Source organism: Photobacterium proteolyticum, assembly GCF_001939735.1.
In the GTDB taxonomy this organism is placed as follows: domain Bacteria; phylum Pseudomonadota; class Gammaproteobacteria; order Enterobacterales; family Vibrionaceae; genus Photobacterium; species Photobacterium proteolyticum.
Genome location: NZ_MJIL01000095.1, coordinates 17,661 through 44,611, shown reverse-complemented (window position 1 = coordinate 44,611; position 26,951 = coordinate 17,661). Strand labels below are relative to the sequence as shown.

The following is a 26,951-nucleotide window of genomic DNA, read 5'->3' as shown; positions in this document are numbered from 1 at the left end:
GAAAGGAAGCATGAAACGTCTGATAACAGCATGCATTGCTGTATTTTTATTACTAGCGGGCTCCTCTGCGTTCGCGGCAGATAAAAGTACGCTGGTAGAAATCAAAGAACGCGGTACGCTGCGTGTGGGCTTGTCCACTTTCGTGCCATGGGCAATGCGAGATAAACAAGGTGAGCTCGTCGGATTTGAGGTGGATGTCGCCCGCAGACTGGCAGAAGATGCGGGCCTTAAGGTAGAGTTCATTCCTACCGCCTGGGACGGCATCATTCCGGCACTGCTTGCCGGTAAATTCGATGTCATCATCGGCGGTATGTCGATTACCCCGGCACGTAACATGAGTGTTCTGTTTACTTCGCCATACGCCCACTCAGGAGTCCAATTGGCTGCGCACAAAGAGAAAGCGGCAGACAAAACGGCTATTGCGGACTACAACAAACGCAGTGTAACCCTTGCAGTGCGTCGCGGCGCTTTCACGGTACAGACAGCCAAGAAATACTTTCCGAAAGCCAAGCTACGTCAATTTGACGATGATGCCCAGGCGTTTCAGGAAGTACTGAACGGCAATGCCCACGCCGTGCTCGCCTCGTCGCCGAAACCTGAGCAGATGTCGATTCAATACAAAGACAAGCTCTATATCCCCCTTTCTGAACGCCTTAGCAGAGGGTCTGAAGCTTTTGCGATTCGCCATGGCGAATTCGACCTGTTGAACTTCTTCAACAACTGGATCTTACTTCGTACCGAAGATGGCTGGCTAAAAGAGCGTCATGACTACTGGTTCACCACGCTTGACTGGCAAAACCAAATTGCAGAAGGGCAATAACGTTTGTCACAGGGTAAAGCAAACAAACTGTCGGGAGGCTCTCTCCCGAATCTGACCCGGTTGAACACACTGGATCTGCTGTTAATCGTGATCGTCGGTAGTTTCATCGGCTGGTTATGGTACCGGTCATCGGCCGGTATTCACTATCAGTGGAACTGGGACAAAGCCTTTAACCTCATTCTGTCCAGCGGGAAAAATGGCGATCTGCCCTATTTCATCCAAGGATTTATCGCCACCATTAGACTGAGCCTATGGGGAATGCTGTTTGCCGGTATACTTGGCCTGATACTGGGGCTAGCCCGTCGCTCTCCGTTGATGATTCTGAGGCTGCCGTCCCAGGCTTATATCCAGCTGGTACGCAACATTCCACCTCTGGTGTTTGTGTTTATCTTCTACTTTTTCATTTCCAGCCAACTAGTCCCTGCGCTTGGCCTTGAATCAGTACTTCGCCATCAGAGCGGAGAGATTAACAGCCTGCAACAGTTTCTGTTCGGCCCTGCCAGACTATGGGAAAACCTGTTTTCAGGCGTTCTTTGTGTCGGGCTGATCGCTGCTGCCTACATTGCCGAAATAGTTCGATCTGGCATTGATGCAATCGCCAAAGGACAATGGGAAGCCGCCGATTCGCTTGGACTTTCTCGCTGGCACCGCTTCCGTGACGTCATTTTTCCGCAAGCGCTGTCTGGTATCGTTCCGCCTCTGGCCGGGCAATTTATCTCCCTGGTCAAAGACTCATCCATTATCTCTCTGATATCAATTCAGGAACTGACCTTTGTTGGTAGTGAAATTGCCAACTCGTCAGGCTTAATTTTTGAGATTTGGCTTTTGGTCGGTGCGGGTTACTTATTCCTTTGCCTCGGCATGTCCTTACTCTTCAGTAAACTCGAAGCGCACACATTAAAGCACAAACAACGCTAATCAGCCCCAACAGCATTACTAATAAAAAAGCCCTTGAGAAAACTAATCTTCAAGGGCTTTTTGCTGAATATCATTCAAAGATGAACAGACGCTTAGGCTATGCAGAATTACTCCGTTATAAACTTATCTGCCCACTCAGGCCAAAGCTTGGCAAGGTCCATATATTGTTCAATCGTATCGGCAACGCGATCGATCCCTTGCTCCCGCATCAGATCAAAATCGGGTGTTTGGGTTGCCTCTAGGCCAGCCCAGCGCAGTATGGCGCCGCAGGCTTCTTTCTGCTCAAAAATGCCATGGAGATAGGTACCAAACACCTGATTGTCGATACCCAGTTGACCATCCGGCCCATCAACTAGCTGCACCGGCGCATCGGCGCTTACCCCTTGCGTCACACCTGCATGGATCTCATAACCACGCACGGCAACAGGCTCCTGTCCCGGCAGTTGTAGTTGACCAGTTGTTTGCTTAAGCTGCTTTTCCGGTTCTAATACAGTGGCAGTTTGTAAATATCCTAACGCCTGACTCTCGCCTGCCTCGCCTTCGATACCATGAGGATCGGCAATGTGTTCACCAAGCATCTGGTAACCACCACAAATCCCCATCAATTTACCGCCCAGGCGAACATGACGGGCTATCTGTTTATCCCAGCCCTGTTGGCGAAGGAAAGCCAAGTCGCTTCGAACACTCTTTGTGCCTGGTAGAATAATAAGATCGGCCGGAGGCATTAGCTCACCCTTGCCGACAAACTGCAGGTTAACCTGGGGATGCATACGAAGCGGATCGAAGTCTGTATGGTTGCTTACTCGAGTGAGTACAGGGACAACAACCTTCATTTGCTGCTCGGCGGCCTCAACCTGCTGTACGTTAATCGCATCTTCAGCTTCCAGCATCAACCCGTGCAGATATGGCAGCACACCCAAAACAGGTTTGCCTGTTTTTTCTTCCAGCCAGTCAAGCCCTGACTCAAGAAGCTTGATATCTCCTCGGAAGCGGTTGATAACAAATCCTTTAACGCGGGCCTGCTCAGACTCTGACAACAGCACAAGTGTGCCATACAGATGAGCAAAAACCCCGCCACGGTCAATATCAGCAATGATGATAACCGGGATATCCGCCTTTTCGGCAAAACCCATATTGGCCACATCATTTTCACGCAGGTTAATTTCAGCCGGGCTCCCGGCACCTTCGACAATCACGGTCTGGAACTCTGACTGCAACAAGCCAAATGACTCCATCACCGGCCCCATCACCACTTTTTTATAGCCGTGGTAACCAACAGCGTCCATATCAGCCAGGGCTTTGCCCTGCACAATAACCTGAGCGCCGATATCTGTATTAGGTTTTAACAATACCGGATTCATGTGAACGGTCGGTTCAATGCAGCAAGCCTGAGCCTGAACAGCCTGCGCCCGGCCAATTTCACCACCATCTTTGGTCACGGCACTGTTAAGCGCCATATTCTGTGATTTAAAAGGGGCGACCTTGATACCTTTTCTTGCCAGTACCCGGCACAGGCCTGCTGCCAGCACACTTTTACCGGCATCAGATGTCGTTCCCTGCACCATAAGTGCCTGAGTCGTTAGTTGCATTTTCTTCTCACTAATATTGCTGTTGCACCGGCCATTGCACTTGAGGCCAATACTCTCCATTTTTGTCACGATAGACGGTGACACGGTAACGTGCCGCATAAGGTAAATCGATTCGTTGCAGATAGCTGGCACTCTCTGGCATATCAAGCAAAATACGAAGGAGTTGCTTCATCACACCTCCATGGGTGACCAGCAAGATACGTTTGCCCTGATAACGGTTTAACAAGAGTTGCCAGGCTTTTACTACCCGGCTGTCAAACTCCTGTAATGTCTCACCACCATGGGGAGTTGACTGCCAGGGATCTTTCCAATAACTGCTCAACAGCTCTCGCTCTGTTTGCCACAAGCTGTCACGACTTTGGCCATCCCAACGGCCAAAGTTCATCTCTTTCCAGTCAGGACATTGTTCGAGCGGCAGAGCAAGATTCGCAGCAAACTGTTTGGCAAAATCATGACAACGCTGCAAGGGTGATGAAAGAACCTGCTCCACATCATGCAGCCCTTCAACGGCAGCATGCATTTGAGCCAAGCCTTCTGTTGTGATGGGAAAATCTGTGTGTCCCCGTAAACAGCCATCACCTTCTGGTAAGCCATGGCGCAGAATGTCGATACGTGTTGTTGAAGTCTGGTTCATTTTCCCTCCCTAGCCCTCGCTTGGTAATAAGCCCGGCCCTTTCAGCACCTGAGGAATACCCGCGGTTACAAAGACAACCCGCTCAGCCTGTTTGGCAATTGCCTGGTGCAGCCACCCGCTTTCATCAACAAACAGACGCGAAACCTCACCCATTGGCACCACCCCCTGACCAACTTCATTACTGACTAGAATGATTCGGCCTTGCGCTTCATTAAGCGCCTGGAGAAACTCCTGCTTTCTTTGCTGCCAGGGATATTGGTCCGCCTCCGGATCAAACAAACAGTTGGTCAGCCATAAGGTAAGGCAGTCGATAAGCAGGCAATAGCCGGGTTTGCTGTACTCCCGGATCACTGCGGCCAGATCTCTCGGCTCTTCAACCAGCAGCCAGTGCTGTGGTCGTTGCGTTCTATGGCGGGCAATACGGGCTGCCATTTCATCATCTCCGGCAGTAGCTGTTGCAATGTAAACCACCTTCAGTTCAGATTCAGTTGCCAACGTTTCGGCAAGGCTGCTTTTACCCGATCTTGCCCCACCGAGTATCAGTTCTGTTCCGATAAATCCCGTCATCACTCCACTTACAAACCGCTTTTCAATCCACAATACTATCCATTGTATGGCACTCACTAAAGCATTACTATCTAAACACTTTCATTGCTACTGCCACTATAATGGCAAGCCGATTTTATGTTCGATACATCACAAATGATTCCCGACGGCCTCGTCTGGTTACTGCTGGCATGCAGCATTACCGGCCTATTTATTAACAACACCCGGTATTGGCCATTTTTTCTCGCAATCGCGCTCTCGTTGGCCTTCTGGCTTGAACGGCTGACACCTGTTGCTGCAATATTCTCACTTATCGGTTTGGGGATTGCTGCCTTTTCTAAAAATCTGGCAGGTAAATGGCTTGCTTTGGCACACTTTGGGGTAATACTCTGGGGCACGGCCCTGGCGCTTCATCTTGTTCCCGGCTTCGGCAACCTTCTTATCCTCGATAAGGTAGTCAGCGGCCCTGACAGTATCCCGTTTACTATGTATCTTAACCTTGATAAGCCACTTATTATCTTCGGTTTATTTCTGCTTGTTCCGGGCATGCTAGGCCAGCACAGAGAAATCTCGCTATCCAAAGTAGCAGTATTGGCTGGCCTGTTTGTTCTGACACCAACACTAGCAGCCCTGTTAATGCTCGTCAGACCCGAGTTTTCATTTCCCGAGTGGATATGGGTATTTGCCTTCAATAACCTGTTACTCACCTGTGTTGCCGAAGAGACATTATTTAGAGGTTATGTACAAAACCTGCTGACTCAGCGGTTTAACCACTGGATCGGTATCAGTGTTGCTAGCATGCTCTTTGGTCTTGCACATTTTGCTGGTGGCCCTTTGTTTATTCTGGTTGCAGGCTTTGCCGGTGCTCTCTACGGCCTGACCTATCACTGGACGGGGCGTTTAAGTATGGCGGTTGGAGTACATTTCGGATTTAACCTTTTTCATCTGGTGTTCTTCACTTATCCGCTAGGGAAATAGTTGAATATGAACGAAATCTGAATATTCAACTCATCACTAATTCAGAACACTTGTTGTTTAATAGCACCATAGACAACAAGGAGACAGAATCATGATTAAGAAAACTATCATCGCTATCGCAACTATCGCAGTAATGGCACCTACAATGGCACTGGCAGACGATCACGAGAAAGGACAAGCCCTTTCATACTCAGGGCCGGTAGATACCGTAACAGTGGCTGAGCTACTGGAAGATACAGGCATGCTAACCGAGAGAAATGCAGTTGTTGAAGGCAAGCTTATCAAACAAATCAATGCTGAAACCTTCATTTTTAGTGACGGTACCAAAGAAATTCAAGTTGAAATCGATGACGACATGCGTCTTCCACAAACCATCGATGCCACAACACAGGTGAGACTGTTTGGCGAATATGAAGGCGGCAACACCCCAGAAATCGAAGTCGACCGCCTGCAAATTTTGTAACACGCATTCCACGCCTTTTCTTTGCCCCCTGCTGCAGGGGGCTTTTTTCTTTCCGGCTTCCGCTTATTGACATATCTTCTCACAGTTATCAGCCACCTTCATAAAACAGGCATGATAAAATTCCGTTTTTGCTGCAATTTATGGTAGTTTTGCAGTGTAGCTATAGAGGTCAGAATGTCAGATACACTGTTGTTCCACAAAACTTTCCATCATCCATCCAGTAAAGACTGGGTCGTATTTGTCCATGGAGCCGGGGGCAGTTCGTCTATCTGGTTCAAGCAGATAAAGGCTTACAAAGAGCATTTCAACATACTGCTCCTTGATCTTCGAGGTCATGGCAAGTCGAACTCCATGTTCAAGGACATGATTGCCAATCCCTATACATTCAAGGCGGTGACGACTGATATTATTCAGGTCCTCAATCACCTAAAGATCCAATCAGCGCACTTTGTCGGGATATCGCTTGGCACGATCATTATACGAAACCTGGCAGAACTGGCACCGGAGCGTGTAAAGACAATGGTACTCGGCGGTGCAGTGACTCGCTTGAACGCTCGCTCTCAGATCTTGGTCAAACTTGGCAACCTGTGCAAACACATTATTCCCTACATGTGGTTATATGAGCTCTTCGCCTACATAGTCATGCCACAAAAAACCCAAAAAGAGTCACGCTTGTTGTTTGTCAATGAAGCCAAAAAACTCTGCCAGCAAGAATTTAAGCGCTGGTTCAAACTGGCGGCAGATGTCAATCCGATCATGAAGTACTTCAAGGAGAAGGAGCTATCAATCCCTACCCTGTATCTCATGGGAGAAAACGACTACATGTTCATCAAGCCGGTAAAAGAAATGGTAAAAAGGCACGAGCATAGCTACCTGACTGAATTTGATGACTGTGGTCACGTGTGTAATGTCGAACGCCCTGATGAATTCAACCATCACTCTATCGCATTCATTCAGAGATATCAGGCTGAACTACCAACGCTAAGTGCCTAGTTAGCATCCAGGATGTAAAATACAAAGAAACCTCATCCCAATATTTTTGATGAGGTTTCTTTTTAGCAGCGATCAGTCAAAAGAGGCTGAGAGCACACAGCAATGCTAAGCGATAGCAGCATCCAAAAATTCAACAAGGTGCTTTGTAACAAACTCCGGCTGTTCAAGGTTACTGATATGGCCCGCTTCCGGGATAATGACATATTGGCTACCGTCAATGGCATCATGCATCAGCTGAGCTTCAAGCGGCGGGCGTGGTGAGTCTTCTGCACCAACCATGATCAGTGTCGGCAACGTCAGCTTTTCCACTTCTTCAAACGTATCACGACGGCCAAATACCATACGACCGATTCGAGTGATATCCAAAGCATGCAGCCCACTCAATCCAGCCAGGTGGCTTCGGAATTGAGCAACCAGTTCCGGGCTGTTCTGCTCTGCATTTCGAGCAAAGAACATCGGCGTAATCATGTCAATCATAGGGGCAGGAACAAGCTTCAGCTCCGCAATAGTATCCAGCATCGCGAAGTACTTCGCGTGCGTAACTTCAGGTTCATAACCGATAAAGGTATCCATCAGAACCAAAGACTTAACACGAGCAGGCGCCTTCAATACCAACTCAGCTCCCCACATGCCGCCGACAGACAGACCAATGATTGAGAAGTTATCGATATTCAAATGGTCCAGCAATGCCAGAATATCATCAGCATAATCGCGTAGCGTACGGGTCTTTTCCGGAGCCGATTCAGACTTACCATGACTCCACAAATCCGGAACAATACAGCGATAGTGCTGGCTCAGGGCTTCAACCTGCGGTGCCCACATAGCACTATCCCACAAGTAGCTGTGGCCAAAAACGAGTACCGGCCCTTCACCCTTGTCAAGAAAGTGCATGGTCTTATTATCAATAGTAAATGTACCCATTAATCCGGTTCCTTTTCCCAAATAGTATTCGCGCAAGATAATACCAAGTAAATGAACTAACTACACGACCTGCAGATACAAATACGCCCGGTATATACCGGGCGTAGCAATGTAAGGTAACGAGTGACAAGCAACTTATAAAGCTGACTCTCTGCAATACTTAGCAATCACACACTTCAGCCCTTGCTGGTACAGCACCCAGGCGGTGATCCCCGCTGCTACGTTACCGATCATGGCGCCGACAAACAGCCCTTCTAGCCCACCTAGCTGAGCACCTAACCAAATCGCTGGTAGGAAACACACAAACAAGCGCAAGCCTGAAATTAGCAGAGCCCTCATAGGCAGCGCCAAAGCGTTACAGATTGAAACCATCAGCATACAGACACCAAGCGGCCCCAAACTTACCGGTACCCAGAATAGGTGAACCGACAGAATTTCGCTTACCGACACCTCGCTGGTCAGCAAGTTACTCAACACTGGCGTACCGATAAACAACGAAGCCGCAATCACAAACTGCCAGACCAAAACAAACTTCACTGCAAGCTTTATCAAAGCCTTTATTTTACAGATTTCACCGGCACCAAGCATTCTACCGACCATCGGCGGCATTGACATGGTTAGGGCCAATACCACTACAATAGAGAAGAACTCCAAGCGTGACCCCAGAGCCCATGCGGCAACTGTGGCCGCCCCAAACCCGGCCACAAGCTTAGTTGCCAACATCGATGACAGTGGTGGCAATAGCTGGCTTAGCATCGCCGGTGCCATAATATTCACCAGCTCCTTGATTGATACCAAGATATCCAGCCCCTGCCAATCCAGACTCATCCAGTGACGTTTAAGCACAAGTGGATAAACAACTAGCAGACCGACACCAAAGGCCGCAATTGTTGCCCATGCCGCACCAACAAGCCCCATATCAAGAGTAAAAATGAAAATCGGATCCAACACCATATTCAACACACTGGTTACCATCATCATGATCCCCGGCAGCATAGTATTACCGTTTGCACGACATAAACTGTAGGCGAAATACAGCATCGCCCCCGTCCATGAACTTGCCAACCAAACAGGCCAGTAGGCATCAATGACGGAATAGACATCTGACGGTGCACTTAGCAACATCAGGATCGGGCCGCGCAAAAACCAAATAAGGACACAGATTAAAAAAACGCTAACAGCACCAGTAAGTACCACCAAGCCACCGAGCTGCTTGGCTCGCAATGTTTCATCAGCACCCAACACCCTCGAGATTAACGAGGTTGTGGCAATACCCAAGCCCACTTGCAAGCCAATGATGACCATTTGCATAGGTAACGTGAAGCCCTGTGCAGCAAGTGGCAGCACCCCAAGCTGACCGATAAACGCACTATCAACCAGCTGAAAGCTCATCAACGACAATACGCCAAATAACATCGGCCAGGTCATGCTAAACAGCTGTCGGCCTAAATCGGGGTAATCAGATTGGGATTTAGTTAAACTATGAGAACTCATGTCACACTACGGTATTGGTAATCAAGCCGTATAGTGTACGTTCTTTGAAGACTGAGCTAAAGGAAAGAAAAGGATACGAGAAGAAATCAGTATGAATACAGAAATAACCGTGTTAGCGAAATTGAACACTCAAGACAGCATCAAAGCACAGCGCGACACGGTTATTTCAAAAGAAGTACCGTTACAGCGTAACCAGCTTAACGAGATCGGCTGGACGGTAGTAAACTGACTTTAGTACTTTTCCCTGGCGGATGATTTTACCTTCCAGATCAACATCTTTTGCGCATTTCGCAATGATGAAGTCGCCTTTTTGGCTACCGACAATCTCTACACCCTGCTTGGCGTAATGAGATTCTGTGTCACGAAACTCTTGCTCGTTACGGCACACTTTACTCATATTGCTGGAGTGTACTTCATTCCAGCAAGTGACAAAATCAATGTTCAGGCGCTCTGCAACCTGAAGTAACAGGTCGATGATATAGCTAATACCGATATTGGCTTCAACCTGCTTGTCACCAAGATGAACCAAACGTCCCATAAGCACGTAGACAGAATCAACTATCGCATCAGCCTGCTCAACCAAGGAGTCTGCTTCAGCCAGCTCAGTCAACTCCTCGACAGCCAATGACGTATGCAGGGTGTCCATTTTCTCATTTAGTGTCGATGGGGTTTCAATATCCAGGTCAAACGTTGTACGGAATTCACGGATATCTCGATAGAGATGATCAAATAATGTTTGATCCAGAACGGCAAGCTTCATTAAACAGTACCTTTTTTATTACAACTAAAGTAAAGACGACAATAAAAAATCAGTGCCGGCAGCACGACGCTACCGGCACTGATCTTAATAACTACAATACGTGATTAAAATGCTTTTGGTGCAAAGCCGGTTACTTCCTTGATACCCATTTCACGACCAAGCGCTGTCATCGGGTGTACCACAACCAGACCTTTTACAGACTTCTTCAGTTTACCCATATCAGCCTGTTCAGCTTTGGTCAGCACCCGGTTAAACGCCAGAGATTTTACATCTGCACCCTTCTTGCCCATTTGGCGCTTCTGCTGTGATTTTACTTTATTAATTTTTTTGGTTAGCGTCTCGATCTCTTGGGTTGCCTGACCAGCAATAGCCTTATCACCACGCTCTTGTGCCCCAGCAAGTTTACGACGTAACTTGTCTAAACGATTATTCATTTGCTGAAGCTCTTGCTTTAAATTCATGCTGTTACCTTAAAATACACTACCACAACTTGATTTTTGTCCAATGCAGCCCATTGGCTGATAAGTTGTCCGACCGCATAGTATATACAGTATGTACCCTCTTTTCATCGCTTGCTGCGAATAACTTCAATATTCACTGCTAGATAGCAACATTGACCGAACGAATTCGATCCTAATCCAATCCCGTGAGACATACCTCACAGGAATACCTCAGACAAACTTAGAACAAGTTACATACAACACTCAAAAATAAACAACCAAATTAACAGAATTCATGTATTTGGATGTATTCATTAGATTCAATAAGTGATCTGTATCACAGACAGTTGTAGCACAGTGTCTGTACACTCGCCCCACTCAATTGGCTGAGGTTTATTATGTGCGAATACTGTAAAGTAGGCACAAACGTCTATCGTATTAAGAGAAATTTTCTGGAAAAAACAATTACTCATAGACAGTACCAGAAATTTAAATGTGTCGAATGTAATAATCATTTCTTTGTAAAAATTGGTTCTAGGGCTATCGCTCGATAGCACAAGCAACGTCGAAAGTAAGGCCGCCATCCCTGGTGGCCTTTCTCTTTTATTATCTACCTGCTTTTTACCTAACCTCGATATATCCCATTAATCCGGTCTTCATATGCTCAATAACATAGCAGTGATACATCCAGCGACCCGGGTTGTCGCAACAAAGGCTGCCCGTACATGACCATTTGTACCTAGCAACACAGTATCGGTATGGAAAGGTGTCATTTCTTCCCATCCATTTATGAGCATCGCTATTGTAACGGCCACAAGAAAATGAAAAACACTCTCATTATCAGTTAATAAGCCATTTCTTATTAAATGCTCAAAATAGTCCTACTTATTGAGCAAATTTCATCTAAACACAGGAAAAGTACCTCCAACTGGACTAGGTTTATAATGTTATCAATATGAATTATGCCGTATATATACGTTATTCATAGAAAGGTGCGCAGGTGAACACTTTCCAGAAGCTGCTTTTTCCCATTGTTGTTGTTTTCATGGTGATAGTTGGCTTTCTCTACTCGTATATTCCTCAAATCATAGCGGCCAACACGGTTCGGCAGGCTGTCGCCTCTTCAGAACACACCGTCACCCAATTTAAAATTTTACGTGACGTATACTCAAAAACGGTTCTATCCGAGATCCTGGCCCACACCACGCTATCTGTCGGTACTGATGTTCAACAGGACAATGGTGTTATCCCGCTCCCAGCCACTCTTGTTCAAGAAATAAGCCGAAGGCTTCATGATAAAGGAACCCAAATCAGGCTCTATAGCCCTCACCCTTTTCCAAACCGTAAAGACAGACAATTAGATGAGTTCGGCACAACTGCCTGGGAGGCACTCTCCAAGGATCCGACAAGTACGTACTTCAAGGAATATCATTCTGCTGGAAAGTCATATATTCGTGTGGCTGTCAGCGATGTGCTTAGCAACCAGACATGTGTGAACTGCCATAACCAGATTACCGTTCCCACCGGCACTCAATGGAAAATTGGTGACCTGCGAGGGATTTTGGAAGTAAAGACAGACATCACACAGCCAATACAGAATGGTATTGTGATCAGCCGCCATATTATTTTTGCCCTTCTGGTTGGCCTGCTGTCGATTACCCTCACGCTATTGATTACGTATAGGGCGGCGGTTCAAAAAAGGCTCACAGCCTGTATAACTGCCATGGACAAAATCGCAAACAGTGACGGTATCTGCCGGGATAAATTACCGGAAGCCGGAAATGATGATATTGGCCACCTAAGCCAGACATTCAATAAGATGTCCTCCAGACTCAATGCTTCACTGCAATCATTAAAGCAAGAACGCACCCTGCTTGATAACAAAGTCAAAACGCGCACCAGAGAGCTTGAAGTTGCCACGCAGCACGCCAACAACGCTAACAAAGCCAAATCGCAATTTCTCGCTGTGATGAGCCATGAATTACGGACACCTCTCAATGGTATGCTAGGCATGGCGCAAATCATGTCCACTTCACAACAATCGGAGCAACAACCGGAGCAACAACGGCAACTCAATATATTGCTGGAATCTGGTCAGCATTTGCTTTCTCTTCTTAACGACATTCTCGACTTTTCAAAAATCGAGCAAAACAAGCTGGAGCTTGAAATCCATACTTTCCAGCTTGCCGATCTCATCGAACCCATTGAAGCGACCTATAAGCCGATATGTCATAAGAAAAATCTGGCATTTGATCTAAACACAACGCTTCCGTTGACTACAATGCTTCGCAGTGACAAATCCCGAATTCGGCAGGTGATTTACAACATTTTAAGCAACGCCGTCAAATTCACAGAAAGCGGCGGGATTGACCTATCTATTCATACCGAAAAATGCGGCTCCTGCTCAGAATCCTTGCTGGTTGTGACAATTTCAGACTCTGGCATCGGTATCAGAAAAGAGCGACTGAAACATATTTTTGAACCCTTCACTCAGGCAGAATCCAGCACTACGCGCTGCTACGGCGGAACTGGCCTCGGACTCGCCATCGTCAAACAGTTAACCGGGTTAATGAGCGGCAGTGCCAGAGTTGAAAGCACGCTCGGCAAAGGAACAACTTTCACAGTTAGCATGCGCGTCGATATCATTGATTCACAGCGCAATGAACAAGCCGAATCACTTACAGACAGTACCCCAGCTTCTGAGCCATTGCCTGAGAAGCTAAAGGTATTAATCGTTGAAGATAATAAGATCAATGCAATGGTTGCCCAGTCTTTCTGCCAGCGTTTAGGTTACCGTGTCACAATAGCTAAGGACGGCTCACAGGCAATCGATACGCTCCGGCAAGAACACTTCGACCTAATTCTCATGGACAATCACATGCCAACCATGGATGGGTTGACCGCAACCAAAATTATTCGCCAGCAACTTAAACTAGATACCATCATCTTTGCCTGTACCGCAGACATCCTTAAGAAGAACCAGAATGAGTTTCTCGATGCTGGTGCCGATACCATTCTTTCCAAACCGATACTTGACGTTAAGTTTCGGGAAACACTCAGACAGTTTTCTCGGCAATTTAAAGAGCAGCTAAATCAACAAACGGTGGCTTGCTCGACAGCCACTGAACTCATCAGCTACCGAAAACTTATTGAACAATGTGATGGTAACGAGCGTAAAGTCCTTCAATTACTTCAGCACTTTATTACATCAATGAGCTGTGAATATGAATCGCTGCCTCTCTATTATCGCTCCGATAGCTATCAGCAGCTCGCATTGAGTGCCAACAACATCAGACAAATTGCAACGGATTATAGGCTTGCATCGCTCAAGGCAATGGCAACCTATATTGTGGCTGTTGCCAATACCGGCAACCCACCAAAGCTTGAGGTTATTCGAGATCTCAGTCGTTTGATGAAGAAGAACATCGAGCAAGCCAGCTATTATTTACACAAACCTGAACGAAAATCTGGTGTTTCAACGTCCTATAACAAGCTTCAGCAAAGTAATTGAACAGACCTAATGCAAAAATCGGACATTTTTCAACCAATCACGTAAAATTAGTCCCCACAGATAAGCATTATTCATCTATAATCGGCGACCGTATTTTTGGTCAGGCTCAGCCGTCTGCTTTAGGAACAACGAATGTCATTTGCATCACAAAGCTTTTCTCCGGAAATTGTACGCGCACTTACCGAGTGCGGTTACGAGAAATTAACGCCAATTCAGCAACAAGCGATTCCACACGCTCGTCGCGGGCATGATATTCTTGCCAATGCACAAACCGGCACCGGCAAAACAGCAGCCTTCTCCCTGCCGATTATCCAGCAGATCTGTGATAACCCTAAGCAGCGTAGTCGTTTTAATGTACGCGCACTGATTCTTGCACCGACCCGCGAACTTGCAGCGCAGATTGCCAAAAATATTGAAGACTACACCAAATATGTCTCGATCAATGTTGCGGCCATCTACGGCGGCACCAAAATGGCCTCTCAGGAAAAGAAACTTGAGCAGGGTCTCGACATTCTTGTCGCCACACCGGGTCGCCTGCTTGAGCACATGGAGCTGAACAACGTTTCACTTGCGAACCTTGAGTTTCTTGTCTTCGATGAAGCAGACCGTATGCTGGATATGGGCTTTATTTCTGATATCCGCATGATCATGAATGATATCCGTACCCAGCCTCAGACAATGCTGTTTTCGGCAACTTTCTCTAGCCAGATGAACAAGCTGTCCAACGAGATCCTGCGTAAACCAAAACGCATTTCAGTAAGCCCTGAGAATGCGACAGCCGAGACGGTTGCCCATGTTGTTTATCCGGTAGACGATGATCGCAAACGCGAGCTTCTTTCTGAGCTTATCGGCAAGAAGAACTGGCAGCAGGTACTGGTTTTCGTTAACTACAAAGAGACGGCCAACGACCTGGTTAAAGAACTTAAGCTAGATGGCATCAAGGCAGTGCTCTGCCACGGTGACAAAGCACAAAGCGCCCGACGCCGCGCACTGGATGAGTTTAAGGAAGGCAAAGCCCGTGTGATGGTAGCGACCGAGGTTGCAGCCCGAGGTCTGGACATTCAGGGGTTACCACATGTTGTGAACTACGACATGCCATTCTTGGCCGAAGACTACGTACACCGTATTGGTCGTACTGGCCGCGCAGGACAACAAGGCCATGCCGTTTCCTTTGTTAGCCGCGAAGAAGAACTGACTTTGGTTCAGGTTGAAAAACTGATCAGACAACGTATTCGCCGTATCCAGCTTGCCGGCTATGAACCTGCCAACCGTGATGCATTGCTACATAAAATGCATACTAAATCGGCATTCAAAGATCGCCAAGGCCGCACCAATAACCCAACGGATCAGTCTGATGCCGAGCGACGCGCCCGCCTTCGCCGCGCAGTCCTCAATAAGTCAAAGATCACTAAGCTGAAAAAATAACGGCTAAATAAAAGCCCTGAAGATACACATCTTCAGGGCTTTTCACTTTTAACTATCATAACGAAGTTAAAAGCGATCTTAACCAGCAAGAATAATCAAATTCTTATACCGATTGATTTAAATACTGCTTCAACTTCACTCCCGGCACAGAGCTTTGGGTTCCCACCGCAAATGACGCCCACCTTGCACCTTCAGCCATAGCATCAATAATCGAGTGCCTGTTGACCAACGCATGGATCAAGCCTGAAGCAAACGCATCGCCTGCTCCGGTTGTATCAACCACATCCGTATCCAGAGCAGGAACAAAATAGGTTTCATCTGCCGTATAGGCCTTAGCTCCATTTTCACCATCTGTGACAACGAAATAGCGCAGAGCCTCTCCGGCAATACTCCGGCCATATTGCCACAATGGGAGCGTTGTTCGCCCAGCCAGATCGGACTCAGATGTGATTAATACATGGCACGGGCGTAAGCGTTCATCTTTTGCCAACTGTGCAATAACCAATGAATGATCCAATGCTTCCTGTGCCCAAAATTCACACCCTTCTGCCGACGAATTAATATAAAGTGCATCCCAGTTGGCAAAACGAGGCGGTGTTCCCAGCACAAACCTTGGTCGTTGCGGGCGGATAATTGTCCGTTCGCCATCTGGCGTCATCAAAAGCAGTAGCTCCGGCGTTACCACATCATTACGGTGTAACAAGGCACAATTTAAACCACTCAGACTCGCTTCGGCCAATAGCCAGTCGGCTGTTTCGTCTTTACCTACCTGGCTAACCAGGGCAACATCGTGGCCAGCCCATACCAGCCCCAACCCGGTATTAGCCCCACCACCGCCCAGGCGACGACCATCATCGAGATAGTGATGACGCCCACCCGTTACCAGCGGCTTATCCAGCTGCAGCACACGATCACAATTTAGATTTGCGATCAGCATTATATTTGCCAAAAACTCTCTCCCAAACCCACTTAAACACAAGTCGGATTATCATTATTCTATTAGTTATATACCCACTTTACGGATCAGTAAGCATTTTCTTGAATCCAAAAAAAAGCGTGAAGCCATTAGTTACTAACGGCTTCACGCTTTTAATGATACTTCAACTAGCTGTAATCAGCGTAAGGGTTTGTTTGCGGCAGCACAATTTCCTTATCAAACTCTGACAGCTTCAAGCTTTCTTGTGTCATTGATACCGATGACTCATCCATTACGCGCTCACCAAACTGGTAACGAATGTTTTCAGTACCGGAACAAGCCGCCTGGTCATTGCTGTCTGCAATGTGTTTTACTTGCATATTCTTATCATGGTAAGCCAGCATAGCCTTATCACCGTACTTGTTGCCAAGCATTGACAATGTTTGTGCCGGCGACAGTACTAAGCCCGTTGCATTGTTACCACCAAACCCTTTGGCATTTAGGATAACACCCTTGTAATCCTCTCCCTGTTCACCAGCAAAAGCATGGTTAGTCAGGATATTAAGATTTGACGAATGTACATCATCAGCAATATGGTCGATAGTTTGGATCCCTGGGATCCAGCCATACTGCCACACCCCCAAAGAAGCAATAAGCTGATCGCCTGCCGCAGCACTCATGGAATGACCGACATAGGATTTGATTGCGGTAACAGGCCAATTATCGATAGCAAATGTCTTAGCCACTTCATTAAGGATATGGCTTTCAGTCACACGGTTTTGTGGTGTTCCTGTTCCGTGCGCCTGCACATATGTCTGTTTAACGCCGTCTTCCCCTAGAATGGCCTTTGCCAGCGCAGTCGCCTTCGCCACTGTGACATAGTTACCAACACCCGGTGCTGAAATCGATTTTTTATTGGCATCGGCATTAATGAACACGTCAGCCACAGAACCATAAATTGTCGCCCCAAGCTCTAATGCCAGCTCATCGTCCATCAAAACAACAAACTGTGACGATTCAGCCATAGTGAAGCCCGCATTGGAAGAAAACGGACGACAGGCACGGCGATTATCAACCTTGTCACTATTATCCAGTGCCTTCAACTGATCATCTTCAGCCAACGCGCCCATGACACGGAACCCTTCCATTACTTCGGCAACAACCGGAGCTTCGGCATTACCCACTATCACAACTTTCGATTTGCCATGCTGAATGTCATACATGCCCTGGCGAAGGTTGTAGAGGAAGGTGGCACAAGCCCCCATATTGGTACCTGTTGTACCCACACTGTTGATGACATAGCCATTAATGAAGTCTGCAGGCATTTCAGCCAACGACAACGCCATCATCTTCGAGCTAACTCTGCCACCAATCAAGGGAGCAGCAAGCATTCCCGCCAAAGACTGGTCATCGACTTGTGACAATCCACTACCAGCATAAACAGACACTTCGTCAGGTTCGATATGAGTCAGCACTTCTTCCCAATTAATACCCATTGAATTTAAGGCATCTGAAGCGCCATAAACGGTAAGTTTTAGACCGCGAGGGTGAAAGCGTGAGTTGTAGAGCTTGCCCGGATCAAAGCCTGCAGGGATATTACCGCCGCTGCTCACTGGAAATGAGACGCGATCCTCAAGCAAAGCCCCTAACTCACCATTAACAGTGATCTTGACCTTGCTCCCCTGCTCTTCAACCACCCAGTTCTCCGGAATTTTATTTGGCAGTTTAGACTTACGCAGGGTGAATGAAATCTGATCGCTTTCACTGGTTAGCGACGCTTTATATTGATATAGCAAATTATCAGGGTCGAACGAATCGATACGGCGTACCAGAGTGCCAGCCTTAATGGCATCGGTAATTTCAGCATCCAGCACATCACTGTCCGACAGGCCCATCCGGAAGGCAAGATCCTGCCAGGTTGTCTTCATCTCATCATCGGATAATACATCAGCAATCATGCGCTTATAGCTATGAAAACCGGAGCTACGTCCGGCCGCATTCATTCCGCCAAAACCGACAATTAGAGGTAACTTTGTCATCCTAAACCTACATCAATATATTCAGTTGGCAATAGGGTACCAATTTACACTGTTCATTCACCTCGCATTCGTGCCAAAATTACCAACAATCCAGCCATTATATACAAAATAGGCATGTAATCATGAGAGTAGGATTTGTTTTATACCCCCGCGCACTTATTACCGGCATCTCTCTTGCCGCTGAAATGCTAAGCAGCGCTGCCAGCTTGCGCCCCCGTCAGCTTCAACGTAAAAAACCTTTCGATATCAAAGTCGTTGCTCCTTCCCTCAATCCACCCAAAGTACCTGCAGGCCTTAAACTGCAACCTGATACGACCTTTGATGATTTGAATACATTTGACCTTGTTATTTTACCGCCAATGTGGGGAAATCCGCTGGCCTCTATACGTCAGCATCCTGAAATCATTTCCTGGCTCAAACGCCAGTACCAACAAGGTGCCAAGCTTGTAGCTACAGGTACAGGAGTTATCTGGCTTGCCGAAACAGGCCTGTTAACAAATCAGGTGGCAACTACACATTGGTATTATTACGAGCAATTTTCGGCCCGCTATCCGGCTATCACCCTAAACAGGCAGGCATCTATTACTGAGGCCAATGGATTATTTTGTACCGGCAGTATCAACTCGCAGTCAGAGATGATTCTCTACCTGATCACGGAAAACTTCGGCCAGAAGATCGCAGGAACTATAGAAACGCATTTTGGCCACGAAATATCCAAATCCACCCAGCAACCCTTTTATCAAATTGGCGGCCAGCTCCAGTTTGATGAATCCATAGCCTTAGCCCAGGATTGGATGAAACGACAACTATCCAGTAGCATCACCGCACAGGATGTCGCCGATCATTGTGGTTTGCCGCTTAGGAGCTTCAATCGCAAATTCAAAGATCAGGTAGGAGAATCACCGCACCAATACCTGCAGAAAATACGAATGGAGGCCGCCCAGCAACTTCTGCGGGACTTTGGCATGTCAGTACAAGATGTGGCCGAACAAGTCGGCTATAAAGACGCCTACCACTTTTCGACCCGCTTTCACCGCCAGTTTGACATAACGCCAAGTCAATACCGCAGAATGGTCAAAGCTAAAATTTACAATCCGTAAAGATTCGCTTTTTTGCGATTTGTTTTTTAAATGAGACACATACAAAAGAGACTCCGTTACTAAGCTTTGCCTGAGCATTCTTAAATAGGGGTTAGGCTGTATGTGTTGTTTCATTTTCATGCGTTGGTTCAAAAAGGCGACTCTTTTCCTCTACGTGTTCTCTTTTCACACTCAAGCAGAGTTACTTCCAACCAGCACAACCCAGCTGAATGAAAAAAGCTGTCGCCTTGATCTGTACCACCTGACGAAAAATGAAAACAAAAAATTCGAAAGCAGTCTCCAACTTGCAATGATCACGGATAACATCCACAGGCAGCGCTACGTAGCAATAAAAGCGGATATCAATCATCCTCAAGGGTTCGAAAATATTAGCTATTATCGCATGGGACAGCCCGTAGAAATTTTCACCGCGAACTGGCGAAAGAAAAGAGATGAATACAGTGTTACACGATTGGTCATGTTAGGTGGAACCAGCGACAAACAAGCTTTTGATGTGTTTACTAAGCTGGTAAAACAAGACAAAGGACACCTTGAACTTCGAGCCTCTAACAAGCGATATCATTTCACCGCCAACAACAAAGATCTTAATGACTTCCTTGGCTGCCTAAATCAACACTACCGAAACTGACAACAAAGAATTAACACCATTTTTTTGACGCCAACCAATAAACAAACCATCGGCACTGAGCACAGAGTTGCAGTAAATAGCATTGACTAAAATATGCCACTTCTCCTTTCGCATTAAATAACAGAGCTGCACGCCCTAACCCTGCTCAATAACCACTCAACCCACGCCAACGCTGCTCATCCAGCACACCATACGTATGATTAACCATCACATCTCAAGCAAGATATCAATAATCTTTTTAAGCTGAAAACACTTAATATCGTGAAAATTCCACATTATAAAAGTCCAACAATAGTCAAATTTGTGACAAAATACCGCAAGAAATGGCATGACAAGAACATCAGGGCAATTATCCCCGCAACATGTTCAATAACAAGCGAATACCATTTTTTGATGAATGGATAACACATACGATGCAGTACATAAGTACCAAAAACCGAGAGGAACGGTAGTTTGAACCTTTCTATTAAAAACAAACTTTCCCTTACATTTGCAGGAATCATTCTTCTTATCGCCGCTGTGCAAACATGGCTTACCAGCGAGCGACTGACTGAAGAAGCTAACCGTTCAACCCAACAGTTAGCTAATTCACTAACTCAATCAAATATCAGTTCGATCAGCCAGTGGCTTGAGAGTAAAACAAAAATTGTCCAGGCCTCGATCGACAGCTTTAATCAAAATGCCGAACCGACGGCCGCTTTGGCTCAGGCTATTACCTCCGGTGATTTTGATTTGGTCTACGCTGGTACTCGCCAAGGGAATATGATCACAGGAAAACCTGTCGACTTTCCTGCTGGCTACGATCCGCGTCAAAGACCTTGGTACAAAGATGCTACTGCTGCAAATGGGCTCGTTGTTACCACACCTTACAACGACGCCTCCTCTGGAAAGCTGGTTATTACCATTGCTCAGCCGTTCAATGCCCAGATGAACAGCGGTGTTATTGCCGGTGATGTGTCTATTGATGCCTTGGTGAAAGATATTCTTGCCATTAATCAGAACGGCGTTTTTGCCACTTTGTTCAACGATGAGGGAACGATAATCGCCCACCCTAACCAATCTCTGACGCTCCAGCCGACCTCGGAGATGAACCCGGCATTCAATGCTAGCCTTATCCGTAAAGTGGCATCGCAGAGTGACCTTGTCACACTGAATGTATCGGGCGTCGATAGCCTGGTGAGTATTCAGCAAGTTCCTGGTACGGACTGGTACTTCTCGCTAGTACTCGATAAATCAGTTGCTTTCGCTCATGTTAGCGAAGCACTTATCGATGCCATCATCAGCGCTATTATCCAGTTGGTATTAGTATTAGGTGTAGCGACGGCTCTTATTTCACGTGCAATGAAGCCGCTCGATACCCTTTCTGAAGCCATGGCTGATCTCTCGCACGGCAACGGTGATCTGACTCGCCGCCTTAACTTCGATCAAGACGATGAAATCGGTCGCCTTGGGCAGCACGTCAATGCATTCATTGAAAAGCTGCACGTTTCTATTACAGGTATCTCTGGCTCATCGGAACATCTTTCACAACAGGCCAAAGATAGCCACGAGCTGGCATTACAAACCAGCGAAGCGTTAAACCTGCAACAAAACGAGATTTCTCAAATTGCAACGGCGATCCATGAAATGTCAGCGACGGCACAAGAAGTCGCCAGCCACGCCGAGCAAACTGCCGGGGCTGCAGTTGCCTCTCAAGATAACTGCAATGAAGGCAAGCAGGTGATCAGCCGAAACCAGCAATCGATCACTTACCTTGCCGACCATGTTGAAGATGCCGCAAGCATCATTAAAGAACTTGAGAACAACGCGCAGGGCATCAACGCGATTCTGTCCACTATTCAGGATATCGCCGAGCAGACAAACTTACTTGCCCTCAATGCAGCCATCGAAGCAGCCCGTGCCGGCGAACAAGGCCGTGGCTTTGCTGTCGTTGCTGATGAGGTTCGCGTCCTGTCTCAGCGCACCCATAGCTCAACCGAAGAAATCCGTGGCATGATTGAAACACTGCAACGCAACACTCACAGCGCGGTTGAAACCATGCAACAGAGCCAGTCTCTGGCCACGAGCAGTGTTGATGATGCCAAGAATGCAACCAATGCCCTTGAGCGCATTACCGAGTCTATTCAGCATATCTCTGACATGGCGACCCAGATCTCAAGTGCCGCCGAAGAGCAACGTGCCGTAACCGATGAAATTAGCCGCAATACTCAGGCAGTCAATGATGTCTCTGATCAGCTTTCTACCGAAGCACAGGATGCTCAGAAGATGTCTGAAGAGCTTAATGACATCGCGCAGCATCTTAACTCCGAGGTAAGCAAGTTTAGGATCTAAGAGAAGCTGTCCCCCTTAAAACCGGCAGCTCAAGATAAGAAAAAACGCCAGCGAATACTATCGCTGGCGTTTTTTAATGCTTAATTGGAAATTATTAGATTAAAGTGACTGAGCCATCTGGTTCATGTGGTGATTGCCCGTTTGGCTCTGGCTTTGTGCCTGAGACCTGTTGGTGATGTCATCATATTCACCGTCAATCACTGTTGAATTGGCAGTATAATCGCCGCCCTGTTGTTTAACGGCTTCGGCATATGCGGCTTCGACCTTCTTTTTAATAAATGGTCGGGCGATAAGCGCTGCTATCCCAATGAACAATCCCATAATCGCTGCAAATGTCACCGTGAAAAAACCAACAACAAGTGCCAGAACGCTTGCTACAAAATTCTTCATATTGAGCCTCTTTGTTTCTCAGTCATCTTCATTTCTATGGTTTGCAGTCTAGCTGAATGAAAATGAATCAAACATGAACACAACATTCATAAAGAAAAGTTGCTCTCTTATTCGTTTTACACTAACATCACGATTACTGTTTATTTATACAGGCCCAGTAATGATCACCACCTTATCTATCAGTAACTACCGCTCCATCCTTCAGCTAACGATGCCGCTCGGCCCACTTAATGTGATTACCGGAGCAAATGGCAGCGGTAAATCCAACTTGTACCGGGCGCTTCGGTTATTGGCTGATACGGCACAAGGTGGTGTTGTCAACTCATTGGCTGCCGAGGGCGGACTGGATTCAACCTTCTGGGCAGGGCCAGAAAGCCTGTCACCTGCGATGCGCCGCGGTGAAGTACCGATTCAGGATGTTGTCAGGAAAGAAGTCAAACGGCTACGACTCGGTTTTTCTACCGAGGATTTCGGCTACTCGATCTCCCTGGGATTACCTGAGCCGTCTCGCTCCGCATTTCGCCTTGATCCTGAAATTAAACAGGAAAGTATCTGGAGCGGGCCATTCTACCGCCCGGCAACCCAGCTAGTGGCTCGTCAGGGGCCGCTCATAAAAATCCGCGAGAATAGAAGCTGGAAAGTCGCTTCACAACATATCAGCCATTTTAACAGTATGTTCGATCAGATTGCTGATCCTACTACGGCACCTGAAGTTTTCCATATGCGAGAGCGAATTCGCAGCTGGCGATTCTATGATCACTTCCGTACCGACAAAGAGGCACCAGCCCGGCAGCCACAACTCGGGACACGCACGCCTGTCCTGCATCATGACGGTAGAGATCTGGCCGCCGCCTTGCAGACAATTCGTGAAATCGGTGACAAGCAGGCCCTCGACAAAGCCATCAATGATGCTTTTCCTGGCGCAAGTATCAGTATTGTTCAGCACCAAGATGGACGATTTTCGCTGGAGTTCTATCAAGAAGGATTATTACGCCCACTGACAGGTAGCGAGCTTTCTGACGGGACACTCAGTTACTTGCTGTTGGTTGCGGCACTGCTTACCCCTCGCCCACCCAGCCTAATGGTATTGAACGAGCCTGAAACCAGCCTGCACCCCGATCTGCTCCCGGCATTGGCCAAGCTCATTATCCATGCTTCGGAAAGCTCCCAGATATGGGTTGTCTCCCACGCAAGTCGCCTGATAGCGGCACTAAACCAGCACCCAGATTGCCATGCCATCGAATTGGACAAGGAGCTTGGGCAAACGAATATTCGCGGTCAAGGCATGCTGGACGAGCCTGCCTGGTATTGGTCGGATAAATAACAAAAAGCCCTATAACCAATTGAGGACTTAAAAACTTGAAAAACAAAAATTATCAAATATCCTTGTTATCATAATATTTTGTTCTCAATTTTGTCATGCTCAATACCCAGTGGCTACAAACCTTCATTACTCTGGTCGAGGTGGGACACTTCACCCAGACGGCAGAAAAACTCTTTATGACCCAACCAGGCGTCAGCCAGCATATCAAGAAGCTGGAGGCGCAAACCGGTACGCCTTTACTAGAACGGTTTGGTAAACGGTTTGAGCTAACCCCGGCTGGCGAAACGTTGTACCATTACGCCCGGCGAAGACGTGACGATGAGCTAGCACTGTTTCAAGCACTGCAGAATGATGATCCTTTCACGGGTGAATGTCGTATTGCTTGTTCAGGCTCGCTTGCGACATATCTTTATCCGCATTTCCTCAAGCACCAGCAAACTCACCCTAACCTCGCCATTCAACTTGAGGCAGCTCCGAACAAGCGGATCCTTGATAACCTGAATACCAACCAAATTGAACTTGGCATAATTACGCAAAATGTAGCCATTCCAGAATTAGAGCAAGAAAAAGTAGGTGCCGAGCAATTATGCCTAGTTATTCCCGCTGGTATGGAAAAGGTTGTCATTAATATGGAACAGTTAAACCAGCTTGGATTTATTAACCACCCTGACGGCGAACATTACGTAAGGCAAATTATTCAGGCTAATTTTGATCATAGCTTTAATAGCATCGATTCATTAAAAGTTGCTGGCTATATCAATCAGCTCAACCAGATCCTGCTCCCCGTTTCACTGGGGCTTGGCTATACCGTACTGCCTGAAAAAGCCGTAACCTGCTTTCCTCTGCAAACTAAAATCCATGTAGTTTCATTGGATAAGCCTGTATATGAAAACTTATACCTGATCAGAAAAAAGCATCGCCCATTGCCCAAGCGGTATGATTTCTTCATGAGACAAATCCGCACATTACTTTCATAACAGCAAATAAAAACAAAGCCTTGCAATAAGCAAGGCTTTGGACAGTCTCTCTGAGGAACCACCAGATCAGAACGGTTTATCACAGGTCGCGCATTAAGGTCTCATATTCTTCTTCAGCAGATTCGATCAGTTTCGCTAGCTCTCTGGCATCATCATTTGCAAGATTTAGATGCCACCGAACAGATTCTGCACCTAATTGGTCACGGCAAACCAATTCAGTTTCCTTACCGGCTGAATAGAAATATAACTCATCAAAATCAGCCTTAAGGCTATTATTATTCTCCTTAATGTTTACCTCTAACTCCCCGGTCGGAATAACGGTTACTTCAGCGTGTAACTCATTATGACCCGGCAGAACAAACTGCCGACATTCAGCTAACATGATCTCTGCCTCCATCTTCAACCAACCTGTTTATATTTTAGCCAAGATATAGCCCCCTCGATAAAGATTCACAAAAACAACACAATCATTCACTGTTAAGCTTGATTTAGATCACAGTATGTAGCCATATAATCACTATTAGATGAATCATTCGATAGATTCCTAATTACGATAATCAGTTAAGCACCCTAAGGACGAAGTAATGATAGATTTTCGCTCAGATACTGTTACTCAGCCATCGCTTGCAATGCGTCAGGCTATCGCTAATGCACCAGTCGGTGATGACGTGTACAGCGATGATCCAACGGTTAACGATCTGGAGCTGTGGGCGGCAAAACGACACGGTTTTGAAGCAGCACTATTTTGCAGTTCCGGAACACAAGCCAACCTGCTCGCATTAATGGCACACTGTGAGCGAGGAGATGAATACCTTTGTGGTCAGCAGGCACATAACTACCAGTTTGAAGGAGGCGGTGCTGCGGTTCTGGGTTCTATCCAGCCTCAGCCTATTGAGAATGAGAAAGACGGTAGCCTGTGTTTTAATAAATTAGCCGCAGCCATAAAACCGGATGATGCGCATTTTGCCCGCACCAAGCTATTGAGTATTGAGAACACCATCAATGGTAAAGTCCTACCGCTTTCCTACCTGCAGCAGGCTCGAGAGTTTGTCGATTTGCATGGATTAAAGCTTCATCTAGACGGCGCTCGTGTCTATAACGCAGCTATCGCCTTAGGTGTCGATATTACGGAAATCTCTAAACACTTTGACTCGATGACGATCTGCTTGTCCAAAGGTTTGGGAGCCCCTGTCGGCTCACTGCTTCTTGGCGACGCCTCACTAATCAAAAAAGCACGCCGTTGGCGAAAAGTCCTGGGTGGCGGCATGCGCCAGGCAGGTATTCTGGCCGCAGCCGGCAAGATCGCGCTGACAGAAAACATCGACCGTCTTGCTGACGACCACGCAAATGCTAAATACCTTGCTAAACAACTCACTGAAGTCGATGGTTTTGAGGTTAACATCGATCATGTAACCACCAATATGCTCTTTGCTAAGGTCGATAAAAACATCGATCAAGCCCAGCTAGTCGCAGCGCTAAAAGAGCAAGGAATCTTAATCAGTGCGGGAAACCCGATGCGATTGGTCACTCACCTGGATATCAGTCGCGAAGATATCGACAAATTTATCGCCGCTTTGAAAAAAGCAATGGAGTAATTAAGTCATTATAGTTGCAGATAGCATGAAGGCGCTCTCATGCTATACCCAAACTACCTCAAGATGCTCGTTTCAGCGAGAATTACTTGGCTACTAGGCTAGGCACCGATTAGAAAATCTAGTGGCTCTAAATTAATAATCGGTAACAACGCATAGAAG

The 26,951-nt window shown here is 46.9% G+C and carries 24 protein-coding genes and 1 pseudogene; 13 read left to right on the top strand and 12 right to left on the bottom strand.

What is annotated here, in order from left to right:
• The first annotated feature begins 10 nt into the window (after window positions 1-10).
• Both BIT28_RS23575 and BIT28_RS23570 read left to right on the top strand, forming a co-directional pair.
• Window positions 11-820: a transporter substrate-binding domain-containing protein gene (locus BIT28_RS23575; RefSeq protein ID WP_075767400.1), complete on the top strand. Its 810-nt coding sequence runs from the start codon at window positions 11-13 to the stop codon at window positions 818-820.
• Between the two features lie 3 nt (window positions 821-823).
• Entirely contained in the window at window positions 824-1,738 is a 915-nt protein-coding gene (locus BIT28_RS23570; protein WP_075767399.1) for an amino acid ABC transporter permease, read from the top strand.
• 107 nt (window positions 1,739-1,845) lie between these two features.
• On the opposite strand, the gene BIT28_RS23565 is transcribed toward BIT28_RS23570, so the two are convergent.
• The 3 genes from BIT28_RS23565 to cobU are packed head-to-tail and all read right to left on the bottom strand — an operon-like array spanning window position 1,846 to window position 4,528.
• The gene (locus BIT28_RS23565; protein ID WP_075767398.1) at window positions 1,846-3,327 is read right to left on the bottom strand and encodes a cobyric acid synthase; all 1,482 of its coding nucleotides are present in this window, start codon (window positions 3,325-3,327) and stop codon (window positions 1,846-1,848) included.
• A gap of 10 nt (window positions 3,328-3,337) precedes the next feature.
• On the bottom strand, window positions 3,338-3,961 hold the full coding sequence (locus BIT28_RS23560) for a histidine phosphatase family protein (RefSeq protein ID WP_075767397.1): 624 nt from the start codon (window positions 3,959-3,961) through the stop codon (window positions 3,338-3,340).
• A gap of 9 nt (window positions 3,962-3,970) precedes the next feature.
• Window positions 3,971-4,528 carry a bifunctional adenosylcobinamide kinase/adenosylcobinamide-phosphate guanylyltransferase gene (gene cobU, locus BIT28_RS23555; protein WP_075767396.1) on the bottom strand — a complete coding sequence of 186 codons (558 nt, stop codon included), beginning with the start codon at window positions 4,526-4,528 and terminating at the stop codon, window positions 3,971-3,973.
• Between the two features lie 117 nt (window positions 4,529-4,645).
• Between cobU and BIT28_RS23550 the strand changes: the two genes are divergently transcribed.
• The 3 genes from BIT28_RS23550 (at window position 4,646) to BIT28_RS23540 (ending at window position 6,941) form a co-directional block, all read left to right on the top strand.
• Window positions 4,646-5,485, top strand: coding sequence for a CPBP family intramembrane glutamic endopeptidase (locus BIT28_RS23550; protein ID WP_245823856.1), 840 nt, complete (start codon window positions 4,646-4,648; stop codon window positions 5,483-5,485).
• A gap of 94 nt (window positions 5,486-5,579) precedes the next feature.
• A complete protein-coding gene (locus BIT28_RS23545) occupies window positions 5,580-5,948 on the top strand; it encodes a YgiW/YdeI family stress tolerance OB fold protein (RefSeq protein ID WP_075767620.1) in 369 nt (122 codons plus the stop codon).
• Window positions 5,949-6,122: 174 nt separating this feature from the next.
• Window positions 6,123-6,941 (top strand): alpha/beta fold hydrolase, encoded by an 819-nt coding sequence (locus BIT28_RS23540; RefSeq protein WP_075767395.1) that lies wholly within the window; start codon window positions 6,123-6,125, stop codon window positions 6,939-6,941.
• A gap of 105 nt (window positions 6,942-7,046) precedes the next feature.
• Here BIT28_RS23540 and BIT28_RS23535 read toward each other — a convergent pair whose 3' ends face one another.
• The 5 genes and pseudogenes from BIT28_RS23535 to BIT28_RS23510 form a co-directional block, all read right to left on the bottom strand.
• Window positions 7,047-7,862, bottom strand: a complete 816-nt coding sequence (locus BIT28_RS23535) for an alpha/beta fold hydrolase (RefSeq protein ID WP_075767394.1) — start codon at window positions 7,860-7,862, stop codon at window positions 7,047-7,049.
• A 135-nt stretch (window positions 7,863-7,997) separates the two neighbouring features.
• The gene (locus BIT28_RS23530; RefSeq protein WP_075767393.1) at window positions 7,998-9,356 is read right to left on the bottom strand and encodes an MATE family efflux transporter; all 1,359 of its coding nucleotides are present in this window, start codon (window positions 9,354-9,356) and stop codon (window positions 7,998-8,000) included.
• A gap of 181 nt (window positions 9,357-9,537) precedes the next feature.
• Window positions 9,538-10,116: a nucleoside triphosphate pyrophosphohydrolase family protein gene (locus BIT28_RS23525; RefSeq protein WP_075767392.1), complete on the bottom strand. Its 579-nt coding sequence runs from the start codon at window positions 10,114-10,116 to the stop codon at window positions 9,538-9,540.
• A 104-nt stretch (window positions 10,117-10,220) separates the two neighbouring features.
• The gene (locus BIT28_RS23520; RefSeq protein ID WP_075767391.1) at window positions 10,221-10,577 is read right to left on the bottom strand and encodes a YibL family ribosome-associated protein; all 357 of its coding nucleotides are present in this window, start codon (window positions 10,575-10,577) and stop codon (window positions 10,221-10,223) included.
• Window positions 10,578-11,177: 600 nt separating this feature from the next.
• A pseudogene (locus BIT28_RS23510) lies at window positions 11,178-11,326 on the bottom strand (multicopper oxidase domain-containing protein); the annotation flags it as partial.
• 230 nt (window positions 11,327-11,556) lie between these two features.
• On the opposite strand from BIT28_RS23510, the gene BIT28_RS23505 reads away from it, so the two are divergent.
• Complete coding sequence (locus tag BIT28_RS23505; RefSeq protein WP_075767389.1) at window positions 11,557-14,067, top strand: ATP-binding protein; 2,511 nt, start codon at window positions 11,557-11,559, stop codon at window positions 14,065-14,067.
• Between the two features lie 132 nt (window positions 14,068-14,199).
• Entirely contained in the window at window positions 14,200-15,492 is a 1,293-nt protein-coding gene (locus tag BIT28_RS23500; RefSeq protein ID WP_075767388.1) for a DEAD/DEAH box helicase, read from the top strand.
• Between the two features lie 103 nt (window positions 15,493-15,595).
• Here the strand turns inward: BIT28_RS23500 and BIT28_RS23495 are convergent, their stop codons facing one another.
• Window positions 15,596-16,429, bottom strand: a complete 834-nt coding sequence (locus BIT28_RS23495) for a PfkB family carbohydrate kinase (RefSeq protein ID WP_245823855.1) — start codon at window positions 16,427-16,429, stop codon at window positions 15,596-15,598.
• Window positions 16,430-16,596: 167 nt separating this feature from the next.
• Window positions 16,597-18,447: a beta-ketoacyl synthase gene (locus tag BIT28_RS23490; RefSeq protein WP_075767386.1), complete on the bottom strand. Its 1,851-nt coding sequence runs from the start codon at window positions 18,445-18,447 to the stop codon at window positions 16,597-16,599.
• Window positions 18,448-18,569: 122 nt separating this feature from the next.
• Here BIT28_RS23490 and BIT28_RS23485 point away from each other — a divergent pair, with 122 nt between their 5' ends.
• The 3 genes from BIT28_RS23485 (at window position 18,570) to BIT28_RS23475 (ending at window position 22,506) form a co-directional block, all read left to right on the top strand.
• Complete coding sequence (locus tag BIT28_RS23485) at window positions 18,570-19,547, top strand: GlxA family transcriptional regulator (RefSeq protein ID WP_075767385.1); 978 nt, start codon at window positions 18,570-18,572, stop codon at window positions 19,545-19,547.
• 100 nt (window positions 19,548-19,647) lie between these two features.
• Window positions 19,648-20,175 carry a hypothetical protein gene (locus BIT28_RS23480; protein WP_075767384.1) on the top strand — a complete coding sequence of 176 codons (528 nt, stop codon included), beginning with the start codon at window positions 19,648-19,650 and terminating at the stop codon, window positions 20,173-20,175.
• A gap of 453 nt (window positions 20,176-20,628) precedes the next feature.
• Window positions 20,629-22,506: a methyl-accepting chemotaxis protein gene (locus BIT28_RS23475; RefSeq protein WP_075767383.1), complete on the top strand. Its 1,878-nt coding sequence runs from the start codon at window positions 20,629-20,631 to the stop codon at window positions 22,504-22,506.
• A 99-nt stretch (window positions 22,507-22,605) separates the two neighbouring features.
• Here the strand turns inward: BIT28_RS23475 and BIT28_RS23470 are convergent, their stop codons facing one another.
• On the bottom strand, window positions 22,606-22,896 hold the full coding sequence (locus BIT28_RS23470) for an FxsA family protein (RefSeq protein WP_075767382.1): 291 nt from the start codon (window positions 22,894-22,896) through the stop codon (window positions 22,606-22,608).
• A gap of 160 nt (window positions 22,897-23,056) precedes the next feature.
• Here BIT28_RS23470 and BIT28_RS23465 point away from each other — a divergent pair, with 160 nt between their 5' ends.
• Complete coding sequence (locus BIT28_RS23465) at window positions 23,057-24,220, top strand: AAA family ATPase (protein WP_075767381.1); 1,164 nt, start codon at window positions 23,057-23,059, stop codon at window positions 24,218-24,220.
• Window positions 24,221-24,315: 95 nt separating this feature from the next.
• Complete coding sequence (locus BIT28_RS23460; RefSeq protein ID WP_075767380.1) at window positions 24,316-25,197, top strand: LysR family transcriptional regulator; 882 nt, start codon at window positions 24,316-24,318, stop codon at window positions 25,195-25,197.
• A 79-nt stretch (window positions 25,198-25,276) separates the two neighbouring features.
• Here the strand turns inward: BIT28_RS23460 and BIT28_RS23455 are convergent, their stop codons facing one another.
• On the bottom strand, window positions 25,277-25,579 hold the full coding sequence (locus BIT28_RS23455; RefSeq protein WP_075767619.1) for a hypothetical protein: 303 nt from the start codon (window positions 25,577-25,579) through the stop codon (window positions 25,277-25,279).
• Between the two features lie 202 nt (window positions 25,580-25,781).
• Here BIT28_RS23455 and ltaE point away from each other — a divergent pair, with 202 nt between their 5' ends.
• Window positions 25,782-26,792 carry a low-specificity L-threonine aldolase gene (gene ltaE, locus BIT28_RS23450; protein ID WP_075767379.1) on the top strand — a complete coding sequence of 337 codons (1,011 nt, stop codon included), beginning with the start codon at window positions 25,782-25,784 and terminating at the stop codon, window positions 26,790-26,792.
• Window positions 26,793-26,951: the final 159 nt, after the last annotated feature.

What these genes read in the sequence shown, in the direction of transcription:
- BIT28_RS23550 (WP_245823856.1), top strand. Translation starts at nt 4,646, where the DNA reads ATGTTCGATACATCACAAATGATTCCCGACGGCCTCGTCTGGTTACTG.
- BIT28_RS23565 (WP_075767398.1), bottom strand. Translation starts at nt 3,327, where the DNA reads ATGCAACTAACGACTCAGGCACTTATGGTGCAGGGAACGACATCTGAT.
- BIT28_RS23485 (WP_075767385.1), top strand. Translation starts at nt 18,570, where the DNA reads ATGAGAGTAGGATTTGTTTTATACCCCCGCGCACTTATTACCGGCATC.
- BIT28_RS23465 (WP_075767381.1), top strand. Translation starts at nt 23,057, where the DNA reads ATGATCACCACCTTATCTATCAGTAACTACCGCTCCATCCTTCAGCTA.
- cobU (WP_075767396.1), bottom strand. Translation starts at nt 4,528, where the DNA reads ATGACGGGATTTATCGGAACAGAACTGATACTCGGTGGGGCAAGATCG.
- BIT28_RS23495 (WP_245823855.1), bottom strand. Translation starts at nt 16,429, where the DNA reads ATGCTGATCGCAAATCTAAATTGTGATCGTGTGCTGCAGCTGGATAAG.
- BIT28_RS23500 (WP_075767388.1), top strand. Translation starts at nt 14,200, where the DNA reads ATGTCATTTGCATCACAAAGCTTTTCTCCGGAAATTGTACGCGCACTT.
- BIT28_RS23530 (WP_075767393.1), bottom strand. Translation starts at nt 9,356, where the DNA reads ATGAGTTCTCATAGTTTAACTAAATCCCAATCTGATTACCCCGATTTA.
- ltaE (WP_075767379.1), top strand. Translation starts at nt 25,782, where the DNA reads ATGATAGATTTTCGCTCAGATACTGTTACTCAGCCATCGCTTGCAATG.
- BIT28_RS23460 (WP_075767380.1), top strand. Translation starts at nt 24,316, where the DNA reads ATGCTCAATACCCAGTGGCTACAAACCTTCATTACTCTGGTCGAGGTG.
- BIT28_RS23490 (WP_075767386.1), bottom strand. Translation starts at nt 18,447, where the DNA reads ATGACAAAGTTACCTCTAATTGTCGGTTTTGGCGGAATGAATGCGGCC.
- BIT28_RS23575 (WP_075767400.1), top strand. Translation starts at nt 11, where the DNA reads ATGAAACGTCTGATAACAGCATGCATTGCTGTATTTTTATTACTAGCG.
- BIT28_RS23540 (WP_075767395.1), top strand. Translation starts at nt 6,123, where the DNA reads ATGTCAGATACACTGTTGTTCCACAAAACTTTCCATCATCCATCCAGT.
- BIT28_RS23470 (WP_075767382.1), bottom strand. Translation starts at nt 22,896, where the DNA reads ATGAAGAATTTTGTAGCAAGCGTTCTGGCACTTGTTGTTGGTTTTTTC.
- BIT28_RS23455 (WP_075767619.1), bottom strand. Translation starts at nt 25,579, where the DNA reads ATGTTAGCTGAATGTCGGCAGTTTGTTCTGCCGGGTCATAATGAGTTA.
- BIT28_RS23525 (WP_075767392.1), bottom strand. Translation starts at nt 10,116, where the DNA reads ATGAAGCTTGCCGTTCTGGATCAAACATTATTTGATCATCTCTATCGA.
- BIT28_RS23535 (WP_075767394.1), bottom strand. Translation starts at nt 7,862, where the DNA reads ATGGGTACATTTACTATTGATAATAAGACCATGCACTTTCTTGACAAG.
- BIT28_RS23480 (WP_075767384.1), top strand. Translation starts at nt 19,648, where the DNA reads ATGTGTTGTTTCATTTTCATGCGTTGGTTCAAAAAGGCGACTCTTTTC.
- BIT28_RS23520 (WP_075767391.1), bottom strand. Translation starts at nt 10,577, where the DNA reads ATGAATTTAAAGCAAGAGCTTCAGCAAATGAATAATCGTTTAGACAAG.
- BIT28_RS23560 (WP_075767397.1), bottom strand. Translation starts at nt 3,961, where the DNA reads ATGAACCAGACTTCAACAACACGTATCGACATTCTGCGCCATGGCTTA.